This is a genomic window from Acinetobacter sp. LipI_19, from assembly GCF_058242925.1.
Map to the genome: position 1 here is coordinate 849708 of NZ_JBZAYK010000001.1, position 18362 is coordinate 868069.

General features: G+C 38.0%; 22 protein-coding genes. 6 read left to right on the plus strand and 16 right to left on the minus strand.

Going from position 1 to position 18362, the window contains the following annotated elements:
- Window positions 1-75: 75 nt before the first annotated feature.
- Complete coding sequence (locus AC4CVF_RS03975) at window positions 76-546, plus strand: DUF3015 family protein (protein WP_336954027.1); 471 nt, start codon at window positions 76-78, stop codon at window positions 544-546.
- A 167-nt stretch (window positions 547-713) separates the two neighbouring features.
- Window positions 714-2630, plus strand: a complete 1917-nt coding sequence (locus AC4CVF_RS03980) for an Lnb N-terminal periplasmic domain-containing protein (RefSeq protein WP_419327837.1) — start codon at window positions 714-716, stop codon at window positions 2628-2630.
- A 74-nt stretch (window positions 2631-2704) separates the two neighbouring features.
- Here the strand turns inward: AC4CVF_RS03980 and AC4CVF_RS03985 are convergent, their stop codons facing one another.
- Window positions 2705-3010 (minus strand): hypothetical protein, encoded by a 306-nt coding sequence (locus AC4CVF_RS03985; protein WP_336954024.1) that lies wholly within the window; start codon window positions 3008-3010, stop codon window positions 2705-2707.
- Between the two features lie 833 nt (window positions 3011-3843).
- Here AC4CVF_RS03985 and eat point away from each other — a divergent pair.
- From eat to AC4CVF_RS04005, 4 genes are all read left to right on the plus strand, one after another.
- Window positions 3844-5274, plus strand: a complete 1431-nt coding sequence (gene eat / locus AC4CVF_RS03990; RefSeq protein ID WP_336954022.1) for an ethanolamine permease — start codon at window positions 3844-3846, stop codon at window positions 5272-5274.
- 2 nt (window positions 5275-5276) lie between these two features.
- Window positions 5277-6659: an ethanolamine ammonia-lyase subunit EutB gene (locus AC4CVF_RS03995; protein WP_490788923.1), complete on the plus strand. Its 1383-nt coding sequence runs from the start codon at window positions 5277-5279 to the stop codon at window positions 6657-6659.
- A 15-nt stretch (window positions 6660-6674) separates the two neighbouring features.
- Window positions 6675-7490 (plus strand): ethanolamine ammonia-lyase subunit EutC, encoded by an 816-nt coding sequence (eutC, locus tag AC4CVF_RS04000; protein WP_336954019.1) that lies wholly within the window; start codon window positions 6675-6677, stop codon window positions 7488-7490.
- 473 nt (window positions 7491-7963) lie between these two features.
- Window positions 7964-8833, plus strand: coding sequence for a metal-dependent hydrolase (locus AC4CVF_RS04005; protein WP_490788924.1), 870 nt, complete (start codon window positions 7964-7966; stop codon window positions 8831-8833).
- A 174-nt stretch (window positions 8834-9007) separates the two neighbouring features.
- Here AC4CVF_RS04005 and AC4CVF_RS04010 read toward each other — a convergent pair whose 3' ends face one another.
- From AC4CVF_RS04010 to AC4CVF_RS04080, 15 genes are all read right to left on the minus strand, one after another.
- A complete protein-coding gene (locus AC4CVF_RS04010) occupies window positions 9008-9280 on the minus strand; it encodes a hypothetical protein (protein WP_490788925.1) in 273 nt (90 codons plus the stop codon).
- A 54-nt stretch (window positions 9281-9334) separates the two neighbouring features.
- Complete coding sequence (locus AC4CVF_RS04015) at window positions 9335-9754, minus strand: hypothetical protein (protein ID WP_490788926.1); 420 nt, start codon at window positions 9752-9754, stop codon at window positions 9335-9337.
- 158 nt (window positions 9755-9912) lie between these two features.
- Window positions 9913-10272 (minus strand): cupin domain-containing protein, encoded by a 360-nt coding sequence (locus tag AC4CVF_RS04020; RefSeq protein ID WP_336954016.1) that lies wholly within the window; start codon window positions 10270-10272, stop codon window positions 9913-9915.
- Between the two features lie 76 nt (window positions 10273-10348).
- Window positions 10349-10897 (minus strand): GTP cyclohydrolase I FolE, encoded by a 549-nt coding sequence (gene folE / locus AC4CVF_RS04025; protein WP_171064926.1) that lies wholly within the window; start codon window positions 10895-10897, stop codon window positions 10349-10351.
- A 126-nt stretch (window positions 10898-11023) separates the two neighbouring features.
- Window positions 11024-11725, minus strand: a complete 702-nt coding sequence (locus tag AC4CVF_RS04030; protein WP_419327842.1) for a Smr/MutS family protein — start codon at window positions 11723-11725, stop codon at window positions 11024-11026.
- Between the two features lie 192 nt (window positions 11726-11917).
- Window positions 11918-12724 carry an indole-3-glycerol phosphate synthase TrpC gene (trpC, locus tag AC4CVF_RS04035; RefSeq protein WP_336954013.1) on the minus strand — a complete coding sequence of 269 codons (807 nt, stop codon included), beginning with the start codon at window positions 12722-12724 and terminating at the stop codon, window positions 11918-11920.
- 18 nt (window positions 12725-12742) lie between these two features.
- On the minus strand, window positions 12743-13789 hold the full coding sequence (gene trpD / locus AC4CVF_RS04040; protein ID WP_004724601.1) for an anthranilate phosphoribosyltransferase: 1047 nt from the start codon (window positions 13787-13789) through the stop codon (window positions 12743-12745).
- An 18-nt stretch (window positions 13790-13807) separates the two neighbouring features.
- Window positions 13808-14392 carry an anthranilate synthase component II gene (locus AC4CVF_RS04045; RefSeq protein WP_004724599.1) on the minus strand — a complete coding sequence of 195 codons (585 nt, stop codon included), beginning with the start codon at window positions 14390-14392 and terminating at the stop codon, window positions 13808-13810.
- Between the two features lie 121 nt (window positions 14393-14513).
- Window positions 14514-14786: a helix-turn-helix transcriptional regulator gene (locus AC4CVF_RS04050; protein WP_335955451.1), complete on the minus strand. Its 273-nt coding sequence runs from the start codon at window positions 14784-14786 to the stop codon at window positions 14514-14516.
- Window positions 14787-14835: 49 nt separating this feature from the next.
- Window positions 14836-15453 carry a lambda exonuclease family protein gene (locus tag AC4CVF_RS04055; RefSeq protein WP_490788927.1) on the minus strand — a complete coding sequence of 206 codons (618 nt, stop codon included), beginning with the start codon at window positions 15451-15453 and terminating at the stop codon, window positions 14836-14838.
- Window positions 15431-16225: a phage recombination protein Bet gene (gene bet, locus AC4CVF_RS04060; protein WP_490788928.1), complete on the minus strand. Its 795-nt coding sequence runs from the start codon at window positions 16223-16225 to the stop codon at window positions 15431-15433. Before bet ends, AC4CVF_RS04055 begins: the two co-directional genes overlap by 23 nt.
- 21 nt (window positions 16226-16246) lie before the next feature.
- Window positions 16247-16624 carry a hypothetical protein gene (locus tag AC4CVF_RS04065; RefSeq protein WP_490788929.1) on the minus strand — a complete coding sequence of 126 codons (378 nt, stop codon included), beginning with the start codon at window positions 16622-16624 and terminating at the stop codon, window positions 16247-16249.
- Between the two features lie 4 nt (window positions 16625-16628).
- Entirely contained in the window at window positions 16629-16766 is a 138-nt protein-coding gene (locus tag AC4CVF_RS04070) for a hypothetical protein (protein ID WP_490788930.1), read from the minus strand.
- Window positions 16767-16968: 202 nt separating this feature from the next.
- Entirely contained in the window at window positions 16969-17295 is a 327-nt protein-coding gene (locus AC4CVF_RS04075; RefSeq protein ID WP_490788931.1) for a hypothetical protein, read from the minus strand.
- A gap of 85 nt (window positions 17296-17380) precedes the next feature.
- Entirely contained in the window at window positions 17381-18316 is a 936-nt protein-coding gene (locus tag AC4CVF_RS04080; protein WP_419327526.1) for a sensor domain-containing diguanylate cyclase, read from the minus strand.
- Window positions 18317-18362 lie beyond the last annotated feature (46 nt).

The window sequence follows — 18362 nt, forward strand, 5'->3', positions numbered from 1 at the left end:
ACTTACACATAATGGAAAATAACAATTTACATATGTTGAATTAAAACAATGCATATGAAAATTCTGGAGAATTATATGTTAAAAAAAATCGCTTTAGCTGCTGTATTGGCTGCGGGTTCAAGTGTTGCTATGGCTGATCCAGATGTGGGTTGTGGTGTCGGCTCGCAAGTTTGGGCTGGTCAGTCTGGAAAAGTACCTAAGATTTTAGCGGCAACCACTAATGGTCTTTTCACTAACCAATTATTAGGTATTACATTTGGTACTTTAGGATGTAATGGTAATGGCAAAGTAACTGCTCAAGTCGTGACATTTACCAATGAAAACTCAGAATCTCTTGCACGTGATATGGCTGTAGGACAAGGTGAAAGCCTAAATGTACTTGCTTCATTATTAAATGTTAAAGATGCAGATAAAGCACGTTTCAATGCTGTGGCGAAGTCAAACTTTGCCAGTATCTATTCAGCAGAAAATCAAAATTCTCTACAAGTATTAGCATCACTTCAGCAAGTGATGGCAAAAGACGAAGTGTTAAAAGCATACGTTTAATGCGCCAAAACCCTGCCTTGTTGCAGGGTTTTTTTTTTTAAATTTTATCGAATACCCATTATTGAGAAATGAATTTTGCATGAGTAAATCTTAAGTTAACTCCTGTATTGAACCGACATTTTTTAATTGCACAGTTTTATAATATATCTATATAAATTGATGATTGAATGAAATATTTAGTATTTAGCTTAAGCTTACTCAGTTCATTTTTTACAACTCATTTGCATGCAGAATCATCTTTAGAGAAATCGCATGTATTAGAAAATGCATTAAAACTGGCACAACAAAAACGACTAGCCAGCAATATCACATGGAAACGTTTACTTTATGCAGAAGATGCCTCTGTCAAAAATGTAAATCAAAGTGAAGTTAGTTATTCGGGTTATTTTTTTGCTCAAGATGGCCGTCAGAATATTCAAAATGAAATGAATGCGGATATCACTGCACTGTTTCAACTCGCCGATGTCAATCAATCTATTCGTTGTAAATTTCCTGCGCGTAGCCAATGGCTGATGCAACAATTGAATATTTCACAACAACAATTACCAGTTGTATCTTGTCCTGAATTTGATCAATGGTATGCACAGATCAAACCTTATCAAGTGACGTTGATTTATGCGACTGATTTTATGGGTAATCCAAGCTCAATGTTTGGGCATACTTTACTACGTCTTGATCCTAAAGATCAAAAGCAGCTCAATTTAGTCTCTTATGCAGTGAATTACGCAGCCACAGTAAACAGTGATGATAATTGGTCTTATGCATGGAAAGGGGTGGTTGGCAAATATCCTGGTGAATACTCTTTAATGCCTTATTATCGCAAAGTGAAAGAGTATGGTGATTTTGAAAGCCGTGATCTTTGGGAGTATGAACTGAATTTAGATCCTGAAGAGACTGCATTTTTGGTAAAACACATTTGGGAAATGCAAAAAGTCAGTTTTCCTTATTATTTTGTCAGTGATAATTGTGCCTATCGTTTATTGGGATTGATTGATTTAGTCCGCCCAAGCTCGAATTTACGCAAGCAATTTACGTATGCAGCGATCCCGATTGAAACCATTAAAGCCGTAGAGCAACAGGGATTAGTACGAGAAGCGGTATATCGTCCAGCGTTAGAAACACAATTAAATTCGCAGGCCAAACAACATGGTCATGCTTTGGCAAAAAAAGCCCATGCAATTACGGTGTTAGAACCGCAGCAGATGCAAGAGGCTTTAATTAATTACGATGATCAAGATCGCGCAAAAATATTAGAAATGGCCTATGACGATTTATATTTACAATTTGTTGCTCGTCAGGTCGATGCAAGTTTTACCCAACCGCGCTTTAGACAACTCTTAGGCTTACGTAGTCAAATTCCTATAGAGAAACAACGTTTAGCACCTGTACGTCCGAAAGTTGATCCAGTCAATGGACATGATTCGCGTAAGTGGTCCATGGAAGCGGGTGAGGTTCAAGGTGAAAAATATGTACAAATTGGTCATCGTCAGGCCTATCACGAACTAAAAGATCCGCAGGGCGGCTTCCGTACAGGCACACAATTGATGTTTCTAGATGGTGCCGCGCAATGGCGTGATGATCGACTGAAATTGGAACATCTTGATTTATTAACGGTAAACTCTTATAACCCCATCACCCCATTTAAAATGCCAATCACCTGGGGTTTTACTTTGGGCTGGCAGCAGGAAGCCATTCAAAATGGACAATTCAGCGATCAGCAACAACATGGGGTGGTCAGTGCAAAAGCCCAATCTGGTTATACTCTTGCAGATGATGATCGTAAGCATCTTTGTTATGCAGAGCTGCAAACACAGCTTCAAGCAGGTACTTCATTGGATAAAGGCTGGCGTGTTGGTCTAGGACCAACACTGGGCTGTCAAAATGTATGGTCAGATCGTTTAAACAGTATTGTTCAAGTTGAATTACCTTATTGGCAAGATTCAAGTAAGTGGAATTTACGGATCCAGAGCACACTGCAATATTCACTCAATCGTCAAAATTCATTAAACGTCAATTGGGAATACCAACAACAAAACCAACTCGATTGGCAAAAAATTGGTTTAGGCTTTGTACATTATTTTTAAAGAGGGATCTGACAAATCGGATTTTGAGAATGACATACTGCGATAAGTATTAATCAATCGCAAGCCAAGGTTCTTTATACAAGTAGATTATTGATTCTCAAACTTAGAATTTGTTGCCAATTGTTTAGAAAAGGACTTTTGGTTTTAATGAATGAACCACCTTGATACAATTGTTTCACTGTATCAAGATAATCCGCATCGACAGCTTCTTCCAACTCTTTAAAATCTGCGTGAATTTCTGCCTGTATCTGATAGGTCCTTGCACAAATTAATTCGCCCACCTTATTTTTTAAATATGAAATCTCAGATTTAAGTGTATTTAAGCTGATTTGTTCATCACTATAGAGATAAATATGTAGTAGCTTTAGGGTCAAGCCCATAGGATTCAGAATCAAAATACATATGATTTCAAACTGCCGAGGTGTTAAAAGAATTGATTGATCATTGATTATTATTTTCTGTGGCACTGAAAATGCATGGATGGTTAAATGATTGAAGGGTTGTGCATATAATTTTTGTGCAATGATCTCAGCGCATTGTGTAACGGCCAATTGTCCAAAAATATTTGCTTGATTTAAGCTGTGAAATAAAACTACTTCACCACATGCTTCCCCTGATGTTAAATCAAGAATAGGTGCACTATAAATATACTGATCTGGCTTTGTTTTTAAATCTTGATCTTGCTGGAATCCTGCGAATTGATCTGTATTGGCTGAACACCAGAGTTGATTTTTTTTGCATATCCTTGATCTGTACCACGACAGATGCTAGGTGGGCCGTGTTGAGTAAATCATGCTGACATTGAATCAGTGCGGATTGTAAAGCTTGCTGGAAAATTGAGTTTGGTTGAGTGGAGTTTAATTTTTCTTTTTTGATTCTTGTTTTTTTAGCATGTGGTTTTGAATGCATCACATAATCCATTTATGCATATATACTAAATAATATCTTAAGTTAAACAAACAAATAACAAAGTAAAAAAATATATTAATTTCATTACTTTTCTTTTAATTATTCATTTTTCATAAATTTTTCGATTTCCTATTATAAGCTATTCAACTTTTCTCCTACCTTTGTTTGATAGATTTATCTAAAAGCAGTTTTATACGACTAAGAAGGCGTTATGTTCATAGGATTGAACAAAAAATATTGACGTCATCCAAGGAAAGGCACTTTTTTTGCTTATACAAAAAAAGGCAAATTTAAAGGTACGATGATGGACGCTCGAAATGAACAATCAACTATCGTAAAAACAGAAGATTCCAAAGAATATTTTGCTCAACGAGAATTAAAAAAGGGCGCAGTTGGCTGGCTACTATTGGTCGGTTTAGGGGTTGCCTATGTGATTTCAGGTGACTTTGCTGGATGGAACTTTGGTATTGCACAAGGTGGTTGGGGCGGTATGTTTGTCGCTGTCATTTTTGCTGCGATTATGTATCTATGTTTATGCCTTTCAATGTCAGAAATGTCGACTATGCTTCCTACAGCAGGCGGTGGATACAGTTTTGCGCGTATGGCTTTTGGACCATTTGGAGGTTATTTAACAGGAACAGCGATTCTGATCGAATACGCCATCGCTCCGGCAGCAATCGCGACCTTTATTGGTGCATATTGCGAATCATTATTTGGAGTGGGCGGATGGCTAATTTATTTAATCTGTTATTTGGTCTTTATGGGAATTCACTTAAAAGGGGCAGGTGAAGCACTTAAAATCATGTTTGTGATCACAGCTATTGCTGTTGTTGCAGTTGTGGTTTTCCTTGTCGCGATGGTTCCTCACTTTAACAGCGCCAATTTATTTGATATTGCACCAGATTTAGCTAAAGCAGGCGCGAGTAGTTTTTTACCACAAGGTTATATAGGAATCTGGGCAGCAGTTCCGTACGCAATTTGGTTCTTCCTTGCAGTGGAAGGCGTTCCTTTGGCCGCGGAAGAGGCAAAAGATCCAGCACAATCTTTACCTCGCGGTTTGATGGGTGCAATGTTGATTTTGGCTGCTTTCGCCATTTTAATTTTAATACTGAGTGCGGGTGCCGCAGGTGCAAGTGTACTCAAAGATTCAGGTGCCCCTTTGGTGGATGCCTTGGTTAAAGTATATGGGCATGGCATGTTAGCAAACTTTGTAAATTTTGTTGGTTTGGCAGGCTTAATCGCAAGTTTCTTCTCGATTATCTATGCATATTCGCGTCAAATTTTTGCCCTCTCTCGTGCGGGTTATTTGCCAACATCATTGTCGCTGACCAACAAAAATAAATCGCCGTATTTAGCCGTGATTATTCCAGGGATTATTGGCTTCATATTATCATTGACTAAACAGGGTGACTTACTGATTTTGATTGCGGTATTTGGTGCGACGATTTCTTATGTTTTAATGATGATGGCACATATCAAATTACGTATTTCACAGCCTGATGTATATCGTCCATATCGAACACCAGGTGGTATTTTCACCTCAAGTATTGCGTTGATCTTATCAATTGTCGCGGTGGTTGCAGGTTTTCTTGTCGATCCTAAAGTCTGGTTTATTGCTTTGGGTATTTATGTGGTCTTCATTGTCTATTTTCTTGTTTATAGTCGTCATCATCTGATTTCAGGTACACCTGAAGCAGAATTTGCCAGCATTAAGGCAGCAGAACAGGAATTATAATTATGAGTTATCGTTATAGCGTTGCTCAGCAACAATATATTTTCCAAGATTTAAAAACCCTAATGGCAAAGGCAACGCCATTACGTTCTGGAGATGAATTGGCTGGTGTTGCTGCCAGTAATGCAACAGAACGTGTGGCAGCGCAGATGGACTTGGCAGAAGTCCCTTTAAAAAATTTTTTAAATGAAACGGTTATTGACTATGACAAAGATGATATTACGCGTTTAATTATTGATGAACATTGTGATGATTTATTTGCACCGATTTCACACTTTACTGTGGGTGATTTTCGAAATTGGTTGCTGAGTGAAGATGCAACTTCCGAAAAATTGACCAATTTAGCTAAGGGTTTAACCCCTGAAATGGTTGCTGCTGTGAGTAAAATTATGCGTAATCAAGATTTAATTCTGGTTGCGAGTAAATGCGAAGTGGTCACCCAATTTCGTAATACAATTGGTTTAAAAGGTCATTTATCTACTCGTTTGCAACCGAATCATCCAACGGATGATATATTGGGTATTTCAGCCAGCTTATTGGATGGTCTGATGTATGGCAATGGTGATGCTGTCATTGGGATTAATCCTGCCACAGACAATCTCCATAATTTGTCAGAGTTGTTAAAGTTACTTGACCATATTATTCAAGAATATGAAATTCCGACGCAATCTTGCGTGTTAACCCATATCAGTTCAGGGATTCAACTTGCAGAACGTAATATTCCAATTGATTTGATGTTCCAATCTATTGCGGGTACGCAACTGGCTAATGAAGGTTTTGGAGTTACTTTAGATTTACTTCAGGAAGGTTATGAGGCCACTTTAGCACTCAATCGAGGCACAATTGGTCAAAATGTGATGTACTTTGAGACTGGACAAGGCAGTGCTTTATCCAGTAACGCACATCATGGTGTTGACCAGCAAACTATCGAAGCGCGAGCCTATGCAGTCGCACGTAAATACAATCCATTATTGGTTAATACTGTGGTCGGGTTTATTGGACCAGAGTATTTGTATGATGGTAAGCAGATTATTCGTGCTGGATTAGAAGATCACTTCTGTGGCAAATTACTGGGTGTACCTATGGGTTGTGATATTTGTTATACCAACCATGCTGATGCAGATCAAAATGACATGGACGTACTACTCACCTTGTTTGGCGCTGCGGGAATTAACTTTATCATGGGAATTCCAGGTTCGGATGATGTGATGTTGAATTATCAAACCACATCTTTTCATGATGCATTATATTTACGTCAGTTAATGGGATTAAAACCTGCCCCTGAGTTTTCGGCTTGGTTAGATCAGCAAGGAATTTTGCACCAAGAACAACGGCAAATTCATTGGCCTAGTAGCATGCCAAAAAACTTTGCTAAATTATTATCATAAAAAGGAGAGTAAATCATGAAGCTCTCAAAACTTGAAACTTTTCCAAATGGTTTTCACGAAGATCCTTGGCATAAGTTAAAACAATATACTGATGCCCGAATTGCGATGGGAAGAGTAGGATGTAGCATTCCAACCCAAGAATTGCTTAAGTTTCAACTCTCTCACGCACAGGCCAAAGATGCTGTTTTTCACCAATTAGATACTGAAAACATGCAAGCTCGGCTTAGAGATTTAAAATTTGAAAGTCTCATTGTGGAAAGTAAAGCAACTGACAAAGAAGTATATTTAAAACGTCCCGATTTGGGACGTGAGTTATCGGAACAGGCTCAAACTCAGCTCAAGACTTATGTGCAGCAGCACCCACAGCAATGTGATGTATGTATCGTGGTTGGTGATGGCTTATCTGCGCGAGCAATAGAGGAGAATGCGATTGCTTATATCAATTCTTTACGTGAACATATTGATACTGAGGGTTGGAAACTTGCCCCTATTGTGATTGCGACAGGTAGCCGTGTGGCATTAGGTGATGAAGTGGCACAAAGTTTTAATGCGCCGTTGCTAATTATGTTAATTGGTGAACGGCCTGGTTTAAGTTCACCTGATAGTATGGGTATCTATTATACGTGGAAAGCGAGAAAAGGTTGTTTGGATTCCAGCCGAAACTGTATTTCCAATGTAAGACCTGCGGGGCTGAGTATTCAAATTGCCACACAGCGTTTAATGGCATTGATGCGTAATTCATTCAAATTACAACTTTCGGGTGTAGATTTAAAAGATGACCATGTGGTTCCATTACAAAGCGATGAGCATCTAAAAAAATTATTATTTTAATTGTTAAATTCTTTATACCTTCAGGAAAGCAATGTTTTAGTTTTATAAGGCATGGCTTTCTTAATGCACAAATTTATTCAAGAGTGAGCTTCTTGGACATGGCCAAATTTAGAAAAATAAACTGAATAATGGCAAGCATCTCACTTAAATGTTGCATAACTAATCCACGTTATAACTCAGTATTTTTATTAAATATGCTTGATGTGGCATTTTAGCAAAGTCTATTTTTGAACAGAAAAAGGCATTTGGACGATCAACTTTTTACACAATTTAGATCATGCTGTTGATGGTATCGCAAGCATATATCGACATATTTCGAGAGACTTATTCGATCGAAATATCAGAAAAAAAGAGATGCAATGACATGTAAATGAGTCGAAATGACCTATGGAATTATACCCAGTTAAGTAAAATTCTAATAAGCGCACCAGCTAAATTAAAAAAATGATAATCAGCCAGAGGCAGGATCAACCATGGGCATTTTAAAAAAATTTATTAAATCGAGTGTATATCATGAGCCATTACCTATTCGCCGTGATGTCAGATTTAACTTACCTGCGGAGCGAATCGCAGATTGGCATACCGCCGCAGGTCCAATTTTTACCGCATTGCTAAATACGTTTTCTATCGTCTTGCCGATTGGAGAGCGTTTCTTTATTGATGCGGTAAGGGCACATCGTGATTTAGTCCAAGACCCTGAATTACAAAAAGCAGTGACTGCATTTATTGGTCAAGAAGCGATGCATGGACGTGAGCATGAAGAATATAACCAAGCCTTATTTGCACGCTCACCGATTGCACCAAAATTTGAAGCATTGGTTTTAGAGATTTTTGGTCTGCTTAAACAGCATTTACCTGCATATTTTTGGCTCAGTGGAACAATTGCATTAGAACATTTTACCGCTTTATTGGCAGATTCTGTATTACGCACACCTGAGTTATTTGAAGGCGCTGAAGAACATTATGCCAATATTTGGCGTTGGCATGCTTTTGAAGAAACCGAACATAAAGCTGTAGCTTTTGATGTATGGAATACTGCAATGGGGCATGGTCCTTATGCCTATGCTGTTCGTAGTTTTGGATTGGTGGTCGCAACGATTGTGTTCTGGGGCTTAGTGATTCCTGTATTTTTGACCATTGTTAAAGGAGAAGGGAAGTTAAGCGATTTATCCAGCTGGAAAAAGACCTATCATTATACCTTTGGCGGTATAGGCGTATTAAGAAAGCAATTGGGAAATTATATCGATTATTTCCGTCCAAACTTCCATCCGTGGGACCATGAGAATCATCAATACATGCAACAAATGGAGCAATTGATTTATCAATTGGCTGAAAAAAAATAATCAAATATCATATTTAAAGGATTGGCTGTGTGTTTGTGATATATCGCACAGCACATGATTTTGAACAGCTTATCGAGCAGTTCATTTCATTATGGTGATTTGCTCGATAAGCTTTAAATCTGTATGAATTAAAAAAACTTGAGAAAAATGATTCAGCTCAATCATTGATACAAACTATTTAAATAATTTGCCTGCTTGAGAAAGGATCTTTTTGCCTTTTTGAGTGACTTCTAATGTGACATCTGGTGTTTCACTTGTACCTAAAACATTACGATAAACTACATATTGATATGTACCACTGTTAAAAATGTAGTGATGATCGCCGCCTGAACCATCCATTTCAACACGACCTTGATTTAAAATCAGATCAGGTTTTGTCGCTTGCGACTGTTTTGTTCCCCAAGATGCATAACGGTATTTACCATTGGGCCTGGCATCTATACGCACTTGAAATTTGGCTGTTTTAAACTGTAATTCAGGTGTTTTAAAATTTTTAAGTGATTAATGTAATTGATTTTTTTGTTGTGAAATCAGCTGTGCTTTATATTTTTGTTCAGCATCACTACTGTAGTTAATGGCTTTAATTTTATGACCATCTAACCATAGTGTGCCACCATTGAGCATCACACCACGCCAACCCATACTTTCCCATTGTGATGGTTTTGAGTTGGCGATCTCTTGAATAAGTTGAGTATCAAACACTTGGTTAAAGCGTTGTTTCATCTGGGTTGCATTGGCAATACTTGGGATGGGTTCTTCACGATGTAAGGGATAGGTAATGTTATTTGAAATCGCGGTGATATTTTTATTTTTAAATAATTTAATGACACTTTGCACATCTTTTAATTCGTTGGCATTTAGATTGTCGGCAAAGGCGCTAGTGGCAGTTAACGCTGAAATAAAGATCAGTAAATTTTTCATTTAAAATATGGCATAAGGCTAAGATAATTTAAATCATATAGTTTTAAGTGGACAATAAGCGAATGTTTTACAAATATAAGTTATAGGAAAGCAAAAAATATAAAAAAGCTTATATTTGAACGCACTGATCATCAAAAAAAGTCACCAGTTTTACTGACTCAAACTTCAACCACAACAAAATATTTTTTAACTACCTCAATAACTTCAAATGTACCGATAAATGAAGGCGGGATAATTCCTGCTTCACCAGCTTTAATTTCTACAAATGATGAGGTGTTTTTATCGTGCAAACGAACAATACCTTCAATTAGCTGAAAAAATTCCTGTTTATTGTCTGCAAATTGAATATCCCATGCACCAACCTCGCATTGCCAAATACCACAATTCATATTGGGATGTTCATACAAACTTTGCGTGAGTCGTTTGGGATTTCCTTTAACCAACCGTTCTGCACGAGGATAGTCGATACTGGTTTCACTGTGCGTTAAACCATGACCTGCCAACCAAATTAAAGACATTGTAAAACCCTATCGTAAAATAAAGCCTCAATAAAATGAGGCTTTGATATTTATATTGCTTACTGAATGATCCGTCTTAATGTGCTTCAGGCACGGCAGATAAAAATTCACGACGTGCTTCTTTATCTGTTTTAAAATCACCAACAAATGACACAGTACGTGTGGTCGATTCTTGTTTACTGACACCACGCATCATCATACACATGTGCGCTGAATCAATGACCACAGCAACACCACGTGCTTGGGTAACTTCAGCCACGGCATCTGCGATTTGTTTGGTCAACTGTTCTTGAATTTGTAAACGGCGAGCAAACATTTCTGTGATACGGGCAAATTTAGACAGTCCTAAAACATTGCCAGAAGGGAGATAGGCAATATGTACACGACCATGAAAAGGCAATAAATGATGCTCACATAAAGAATAAAATTCAATATTCTTTACCAAGACCATTTCATCATTATCAGAAGGGAAGACCGCATTATTGGTCACTTCTTCTAGCGTTTTGCTATAGCCAGACGTCAAGTACGAAAAAGCTTTAGCCGCACGCATAGGCGTATCTTTCAGACCAGGACGGTCTAAGTCCTCGCCAACGGCAGTTAAAATATTCGCGTAGGATTGCTGCATAGACATAAAACGTGTTCACTTATACGGTTTGAACAAGGACGGCATTGTATCAGAAAAATGAATAATATTTTCTAATTACAAGATAAACCGACACTTATGAGAGTTTTGATCATTTAAAACGAATGATCATGGATTTCCATTTAATTTTGGATTTCTTTCAGCACGTTTCAGTAAAACTAAAACTGCGCCTGTGCCACCTTGTTTTTCAGGAGCACTGACAAAAGCTAAAACATCACGATGTTGACGAAGCCAGCCGTTCACATAAGTTTTGAGTATGGCTTCTGGGCCTTTGCCATGGACAATTTTAATGACATTTTGGTTTTCATCTTTTGCCATTTGTATGATTTGCAATACAGCAGAGCGCGCTTCTTCAACAGTACAACCATGTAAATCAACAGCTTCAAACCAGCGTAGATTACCAGCTTTTAAGTCTTCAAAAACTTTATGTTGTAGTGTTGCGATGCGATAGCTTAAAGCCGCCTGACTTGCAACAGGATTTAAAATCGCTTGAGTATCTGACAATTCTGCATCATTAATTTCAAATGCACCTTCAGCCGCCGCGCGTTTGGCAAGGGTTTTTGCATCAGGTTTTTTGCGCAAATCACTACGCTCGATTTTGGCAATATTGCCGTTATCAAGTTTGGTTACACCGCCAAGTGCGGTTTTAAACAAATCAGCATCATCTAACTCCTCAGGTACTGTTACTTGGGCATTCTTACTTTCAGGTTGCACTGCAACTTTTGAAGAGTGAGGAGGAGTGATTTGTTTTTTGAATTGTTTTAATAAATCAAGCTGTGATTTAGAGAATGTGGAATCAGATTTACTCATAATTGCAAAAAACAGTAAATGGACGGTATTAGGCGCTCAGTATAGTCTGAATCTTGTCAAATTTGAACTGAATTGAATTCACACAGTTATATCTGCTTTGATCATGACCTGAATGTTGGGAGTTGAAAAATTTATAGGGGGAGTGGGAGAAATATGAAAACAGGGTGAGCGAACTCACCCTTTGACTTTTAATTACACTGTTTCAGGCAGACCAAACAAAGCATTAAATGCATGATCAGGGCGTGGTTGCTTCATAAAGCTTTCACCCACAAGGAACGAATGAATATCGTGTTCTTGCATCATGCGTACATCATCTGGTGTTGCAATACCACTTTCAGTAATCAGTAAACGTGAAGGTGGTAGTAACTTCTTCAAGCGCAATGAGGTATTTAAATCGACATCAAAGGTCTTTAAATTACGGTTATTTACACCCAGTAAACAATGCTCTGAAAGTTGCAATGCACGTTCTAGTTCTGCTTCATCATGAACTTCGACCAAAACATCAAGGTTCTGCTCAAATGCGGTCTTTGACATTTCTTCAAGTTGTTGATCTGACAAACAAGCCACAATCAATAAAATACAGTCGGCATGTAAAGCACGCGCTTCGATAACGCCGTAAGGATTAATCAGAAAATCTTTACGTAGCGCAGGTAATTCACAGTGACTACGTGCGATCTGAATATTTTCATCAGCACCTTGAAAGAAATCTAAATCTGTTAAAACAGATAAGCAGGCTGCACCAGCTTGCTGGTATTGTTGAGCAATTTCAGCAGGGTTAAAATTTTCACGAATTATTCCTTTTGATGGTGAGGCTTTCTTAATTTCAGCAATCACACCTGGGCGTTTACTGTATAAAGATTTCGCAAAACCTCGCACAGGTGTTGCAGCTTGGGCAAGCACTTCTACATCGTTTAAACTACGTTGCTTTAAACGTTGAGCAAATTCTTCGTATTTACGATCAACAATTTTACCCAACATTGTATTGGCAATATCCACCATGATAACGTCCTCTAATCCTTAAGCTTCATACTCTTTGAGTGTTTTGGTAAATTCAGACAAAATGCCCATTTTTTCTAAAGCTTGCCCACCATAGATAATATCATGCGCTAAAGCGACACCTTGTTTATAACTCTTGGTCAGACCTGAAACATAGATTCCAGCACCTGCATTTAATGCCAGCATACTGGCTGCTTTTTCACCTTTTGCTGATTTCTTCTTACCGAGCGCATCTTTGATTAATGCTAGGCTCTCAGCAGCACTATCAACAGAAAGACCAGTTAAGGTCTGAGACTCAATATCTACATCTTCAGGTTGAATCATCCATTCCGTGATTTCACCATTTTTTAGTTCGGCAACATAGGTTGATGAAGCTAAACTGATTTCATCTAATCCATCTTTTGAATGAACCACCATGACATGTTCAGCACCCAATTGTTTTAGAACTTCCGCTAAAGGACGGCACAATTCTGTAGAAAATACACCAATCACATAGCGTCGTACCCCAGCCGGATTCGTAAGCGGGCCAAGGAGATTAAAAATACTGCGGAATCCCAATTCTTTACGTGGACCAGCAGCATATTTCATTGCTTTGTGATGATTTGGGGCAAATAAGAAACCAACCCCCATTTCACGGATGCATCGTTCTGTCTGGTGCATATTTAAATCAAGGTTAATCCCGGCCTGTTCTAAAAGATCAGACGAGCCTGATTTAGAGGAAACACCACGATTTCCATGTTTTGCAATAGTTGCACCTGCTGCCGCAATAACAAATGAAGAGGCAGTAGAGACGTTAAATAGGTTCTGTCCATCACCACCCGTACCAACAATATCAATTAAATGCGGGATATCACCCACATCAATTTTAATTGCAAACTCACGCATTACACGTGCTGCAGCGGTGATTTCGTCAATACTTTCACCTTTTAAACGAAGTCCCATCATAAATGCACCAATTTGGGCATCTGTGGCTTCACCACGCATGATGGTCCGCATCACTTCTTCCATTTGAGGTTGAGTGAGTTCGATATTTTTAGTGATGTTATTTAAAGCTTGTTGAATATTCATTATCTTGTACTACACACATTAAGCATAAATTTCTAAAAAGTTTTTAAAGATCTGATGACCATGTTGACTCAGAATGGATTCTGGATGGAACTGCACGCCTTCAATTGGCAATGTCTTATGTTTGACACCCATAATTTCTTCAATAGAGCCATCTGCTTCATTGGTCCAGCAAGTGACTTCAAGACATTCAGGCACACTGGCTTGATCAATCACAAGTGAATGATAACGTGTTGCTGAAAATGGAGAAGGTAAGTTGCTGAAGATCCCTTGGTCACTATGGTACATGTCAGATAAACGACCATGCATCACTGTTTTGGCACGCACAATTTCGCCGCCAAAAGCCTGACCAATCGCTTGGTGACCTAGGCATACACCGAGTGTTGGAATTTTTCCTGCAAAATGCTGAATTGCAGGGATAGAAATTCCTGCTTCAGATGGTGAGCAAGGACCGGGACCAATCACTAAGTACTTTGGTTGCCATCGTTCGATATCCTCTAAGGTCACGGCATCATTGCGAACAACTTTAACGTCTTGGTTTAACTCGCCAAAATATTGGACAATGTTATACGTAAAGCTATCGTAATTATCGATCATTAGAAGCATATCAAACTTAACCTTTTGAAATATATCGCTTAATGGGTAGGGTGGGTGTGAAGTTACTCACAATGTTACTCACTTTGCTAAGTGTCTATTTAAACAACAGCTTTTACAAAAAAGCCGCTATTTAAGCGGCTACTTTAGCAGATTTTTTGCATTTTGTGGCTACAGCTTCATTAACATAGCTATTTAGCCAAAAACTAAGCACACCATCCTTTTGTGGCGGGGTTAGAACTCCATTATTTATTCGATCCCAAAGGGTGGGTTCTGAATACCCCATTCGTTGCGCAAACTCCTTTACACTTACTCTACGCTCATCCTTAATTGATAAAGATCGCTTTAATTCCTGCATCTCATTGAATATAGCTTGAAGCAGGTCATTGTCTCTTTCTGTTTTCATCACAACCACCACGCCATTTGCCAAAGTTGAAAGTAAAGTTTTAGGAGGGTCATGCTGCAAACTCCTTTAATTCCAGTCGTTGCATAGCTTTGTAGATAGACTGATTAAAATTAATCACTGCCATCTCAATCCCTGTAATATCCAGATCCTTTGCAAATATACGGATTACAACAATCTGCAAATGCTCAGGAAGCAAAGGGCAGTAGCTCACAAAGTCGCACCATTCACGACGAGTACAAGCCAATTGCAATGTGATTTGAGGTAAATATTCACTAGGCACTTCCCGCAACAACAAAGTGTTTAAATGAACAGAAGGACTAGGGCATTTAACTTCGATCTGACCATCTTTACCCACTAACCCATCAGGAGAAGCCCCGCAATTTCCAATACTTTGGTGATCAATCAAACCTGTGCTTATTACAAAATTACCCGTTTTATTTTCATAGGCTGCAATCGCGTAAGGTTCTTGATCAATTCCCCATTGCATAGCTTTGGTGATTGTGGTTTCCTCCTGAACGCCAGTAAGGCGCTCAGTTAGAATAGTTAAACCTAATGCATTTAACGCTTTGCCAGTTTTAGGCTTTGCATCGATATCTTTCACACGGCTTGCTGTTACTTTTCCGCATCGATCTGCATGCCAATCTTCAGTACGTTGGAGAATGTTCATAGGTTTCTCCTTGTTGCTTAGCTATAGTTTGATCAGCAAGTTGAGCTAATTCTTTTAGATCAGCCGAATGGGTAGACCAAAAGTGATTTTTGCAATCGCCCTTAGGTAAATTCAAATATGCATTTTGTAGTCGATCAGTTCCATATCCTGCCTCAGTGCGTAAGTGTTGAAGATGTTGGGATTCAAATTCTGAATATCCAGTAGGGATGCTGTTTTCACTAAACCCACTAACTGTTTTGACTTGGCAATCATCAATGCGTTTTGCTTCATCTTCGTCATAAATACCCGAAAAGCCAAAGGCTACACGCGCACACTGGATTAAAGCTTTATGGCGTAACATGCGCTTTGGATACTTTTTCCAAGGTTCTGATGTACCTTGGCACTCACTTAAATATTCAGTAACTAAAGTCGGATGCTCACGATCTTTGCGATAGATTTTGCATGTGCAAGATTGGTCATCCTGCTCAAACTGAATACCATTACAAAGAGGGTTGTCATTAATAATTCTTGCCCACCCATCAATACCCACTACAGGGGTAATGCCACCACCTTTTGCAGGGAATGCATAAATTTCTTTAGTAAATGGATTGAGCTTGTATTGATTAGCAACAATCAAAAGGCTTACAAGCTGTACGTCATTTGCGCCTTTGAAAACTGTATCAATCAATGTTTGCTTTAGTTGCTCTGGATCTACATCAGCCATATCAAATGCCAAAGCAACTTTGTGCATTTGAGCTTGAACGATATTGCTTTGCTTTACTGGTGCATTCATCTAGTTATCCTCAGTGCAGCATTACGCTGCACACTCCAGTTGTTCAATTGCATCAGCGTCTAACCACTGATTTAGTTCAGTTACTTGCGAATCAGTAAGAATGAAGTGCAAGCCGGGTGGTGTTTCTTCAAAATCTGAGTGAGTGACTAAAACCAAAGTTTTGTTATCTACTTCTAACTTGGTGTACTTAACTTCACATCCATTTTCAGGATCAAATTGTGATTCAACATCAATTGAATCAGTTACTTCTACGCCTCTGATTTCACAATCAATTGAGTAATTGCCAATAGCAAATGCGAATTGAATATTGTTTGAATCAGTTGCAATTGTTTCAATATCGATTGAAAGCATTGGGAAGCAAGGAGCGAATAGCTCAGGTTTATTAAAGGGCATATTCATTGTTTTACCCCTGATAGAAGGCTAAGTAAGCCATAGCGCCAATTAAAAAGAAGATGATTGAGCCAAGAAACACATCCTGAATAAATGCTCGTTTAACGATTTGATCTATCGTCAGTAGACGTTGTGGTTTTTTGTGTGACATAATTACCTCGCCATTTGGTAAAAGTCCCTGTCCGTCGAAAGTAAGGGGCTTTTTTGTTTGTGTATGAGGTAAATATAGTCAAAACTATAAATATAGTCAATAGTTGAAACTATATATTATAGTTATTTTTATAAATATTTATTTATGCTTTAATAGACAAAAGAAAACCCACGCAAGGTGGGTTTTTTTTGATAATTTGGTACTAGCACTGAATATTGTATCTAGCTTTATACGAATCGATTGTTTTTAGAATATCTGTACTTGTATCAACATCTGCAGGCTCAGCTAGCTTTAGATAAATCGGAAGGTATTCTTGTTTGTAGGTAATAGGAAATTCCTCACAAATAACTTTTTTGCGTTCTTCTATCGGTGTAGTTGGTGCTGCCAGAGTTCCAAGATACGATGTAATTTTTAGATCCACTTCTTTATATTCATCAAGAAGCTGTTCACGTTCAGGTGAAATTTGCTCTGGTTTGTCACATCCGAGTATAGAAAGGGTTAATAGGCATAAAAATGAAACAGTTTCCATAAAGTAGATTCTTCTTAGGTTTTTGTTAGGGGAAAGAAAACTCACAATGGGTAGGATAAGTGGAGTTTATTAAAGTGATTAAAACTTAATTTTTGATCAGACGCTTATTTTCATACATTTTTTCATCAGCTTCTTGGACAGCATCTAATAAACTATAAGAGGGATTACGAATTGCAAAGCCAACAGCGATACTGATATTAGCATTTGTAAAAATTTCCTGAATTCTATCAAATAAAAGCTTTGCCCCCTCCTTTGTATTCTCAATGCTGAGAATTGCAAATTCATCACCACCTATTCGAGCCACAATATCATTATTACGGACACAATTTTTTAGTAGATTTGCTGTAGTTTTTATTAAATCATCTCCGATTAAATGTCCAAGTTGATCATTTACAGTTTTTAAATTATTAAGATCAAGCATAAAAATTGCAGCAGGGTGACCATAACTTTTACATCTGGCTTCTTCTAGTACGAGAAGTTGATCCCATCCTCTGCGATTAAATAAGCCTGTTAAGGAATCACTTAATGCCTCGGCTTCAAAAAACTCTTTTTGACGTTTCTGTTCATTTTCCCGTAATTCAACTTGTAAGATGTAGCTTAAAATTTGACCTAAAAGATTAATTAATTCTTCTTCCTGTAGTAGTGCTTCGGATTGTGGATTAGGATCAATTGCGCAAAGAGTACCAAATAAGGTTCCATCTTCTTTTATAAGTGGTTGACCAATATAAGCTTTAATATCAATTTTTTTTGCTATTGGTGCATTTAAGTATAAAGGTATTTCTTCTGAATGAGGGGCTATTTTAGGAGCTTTTCCTAAAACCATATGAGAGCAAAATGAATCCGCCCATGAGAAAACTTGCCCTGGTGAAACATTATATCCTTTATCTTCACATTGAAGGACGATCCAATTATCTCCTTCGGTACGGGTAATCATCCATAAATTGAATCCAAATTTCTGAGATAAAAATTTTAAAACTGTTTGTCCAGCCTCTTCAAAGTTTTTAAAAATTATATCTTCCATTCCATGGGCCTATTTTATTGTTTAGATTAAAAATTGCTTATAGTAT

What these genes read in the sequence shown, in the direction of transcription:
- AC4CVF_RS03975 (WP_336954027.1), top strand. Translation starts at nt 76, where the DNA reads ATGTTAAAAAAAATCGCTTTAGCTGCTGTATTGGCTGCGGGTTCAAGT.
- AC4CVF_RS03980 (WP_419327837.1), top strand. Translation starts at nt 714, where the DNA reads ATGAAATATTTAGTATTTAGCTTAAGCTTACTCAGTTCATTTTTTACA.
- AC4CVF_RS03985 (WP_336954024.1), bottom strand. Translation starts at nt 3,010, where the DNA reads ATGGGCTTGACCCTAAAGCTACTACATATTTATCTCTATAGTGATGAA.
- eat (WP_336954022.1), top strand. Translation starts at nt 3,844, where the DNA reads ATGGACGCTCGAAATGAACAATCAACTATCGTAAAAACAGAAGATTCC.
- AC4CVF_RS03995 (WP_490788923.1), top strand. Translation starts at nt 5,277, where the DNA reads ATGAGTTATCGTTATAGCGTTGCTCAGCAACAATATATTTTCCAAGAT.
- eutC (WP_336954019.1), top strand. Translation starts at nt 6,675, where the DNA reads ATGAAGCTCTCAAAACTTGAAACTTTTCCAAATGGTTTTCACGAAGAT.
- AC4CVF_RS04005 (WP_490788924.1), top strand. Translation starts at nt 7,964, where the DNA reads ATGGGCATTTTAAAAAAATTTATTAAATCGAGTGTATATCATGAGCCA.
- AC4CVF_RS04015 (WP_490788926.1), bottom strand. Translation starts at nt 9,754, where the DNA reads ATGAAAAATTTACTGATCTTTATTTCAGCGTTAACTGCCACTAGCGCC.
- AC4CVF_RS04020 (WP_336954016.1), bottom strand. Translation starts at nt 10,272, where the DNA reads ATGTCTTTAATTTGGTTGGCAGGTCATGGTTTAACGCACAGTGAAACC.
- folE (WP_171064926.1), bottom strand. Translation starts at nt 10,897, where the DNA reads ATGCAGCAATCCTACGCGAATATTTTAACTGCCGTTGGCGAGGACTTA.
- AC4CVF_RS04030 (WP_419327842.1), bottom strand. Translation starts at nt 11,725, where the DNA reads ATGAGTAAATCTGATTCCACATTCTCTAAATCACAGCTTGATTTATTA.
- trpC (WP_336954013.1), bottom strand. Translation starts at nt 12,724, where the DNA reads ATGGTGGATATTGCCAATACAATGTTGGGTAAAATTGTTGATCGTAAA.
- trpD (WP_004724601.1), bottom strand. Translation starts at nt 13,789, where the DNA reads ATGAATATTCAACAAGCTTTAAATAACATCACTAAAAATATCGAACTC.
- AC4CVF_RS04045 (WP_004724599.1), bottom strand. Translation starts at nt 14,392, where the DNA reads ATGCTTCTAATGATCGATAATTACGATAGCTTTACGTATAACATTGTC.
- AC4CVF_RS04050 (WP_335955451.1), bottom strand. Translation starts at nt 14,786, where the DNA reads ATGAAAACAGAAAGAGACAATGACCTGCTTCAAGCTATATTCAATGAG.
- AC4CVF_RS04055 (WP_490788927.1), bottom strand. Translation starts at nt 15,453, where the DNA reads ATGAACATTCTCCAACGTACTGAAGATTGGCATGCAGATCGATGCGGA.
- bet (WP_490788928.1), bottom strand. Translation starts at nt 16,225, where the DNA reads ATGAATGCACCAGTAAAGCAAAGCAATATCGTTCAAGCTCAAATGCAC.
- AC4CVF_RS04065 (WP_490788929.1), bottom strand. Translation starts at nt 16,624, where the DNA reads ATGAATATGCCCTTTAATAAACCTGAGCTATTCGCTCCTTGCTTCCCA.
- AC4CVF_RS04070 (WP_490788930.1), bottom strand. Translation starts at nt 16,766, where the DNA reads ATGTCACACAAAAAACCACAACGTCTACTGACGATAGATCAAATCGTT.
- AC4CVF_RS04075 (WP_490788931.1), bottom strand. Translation starts at nt 17,295, where the DNA reads ATGGAAACTGTTTCATTTTTATGCCTATTAACCCTTTCTATACTCGGA.
- AC4CVF_RS04080 (WP_419327526.1), bottom strand. Translation starts at nt 18,316, where the DNA reads ATGGAAGATATAATTTTTAAAAACTTTGAAGAGGCTGGACAAACAGTT.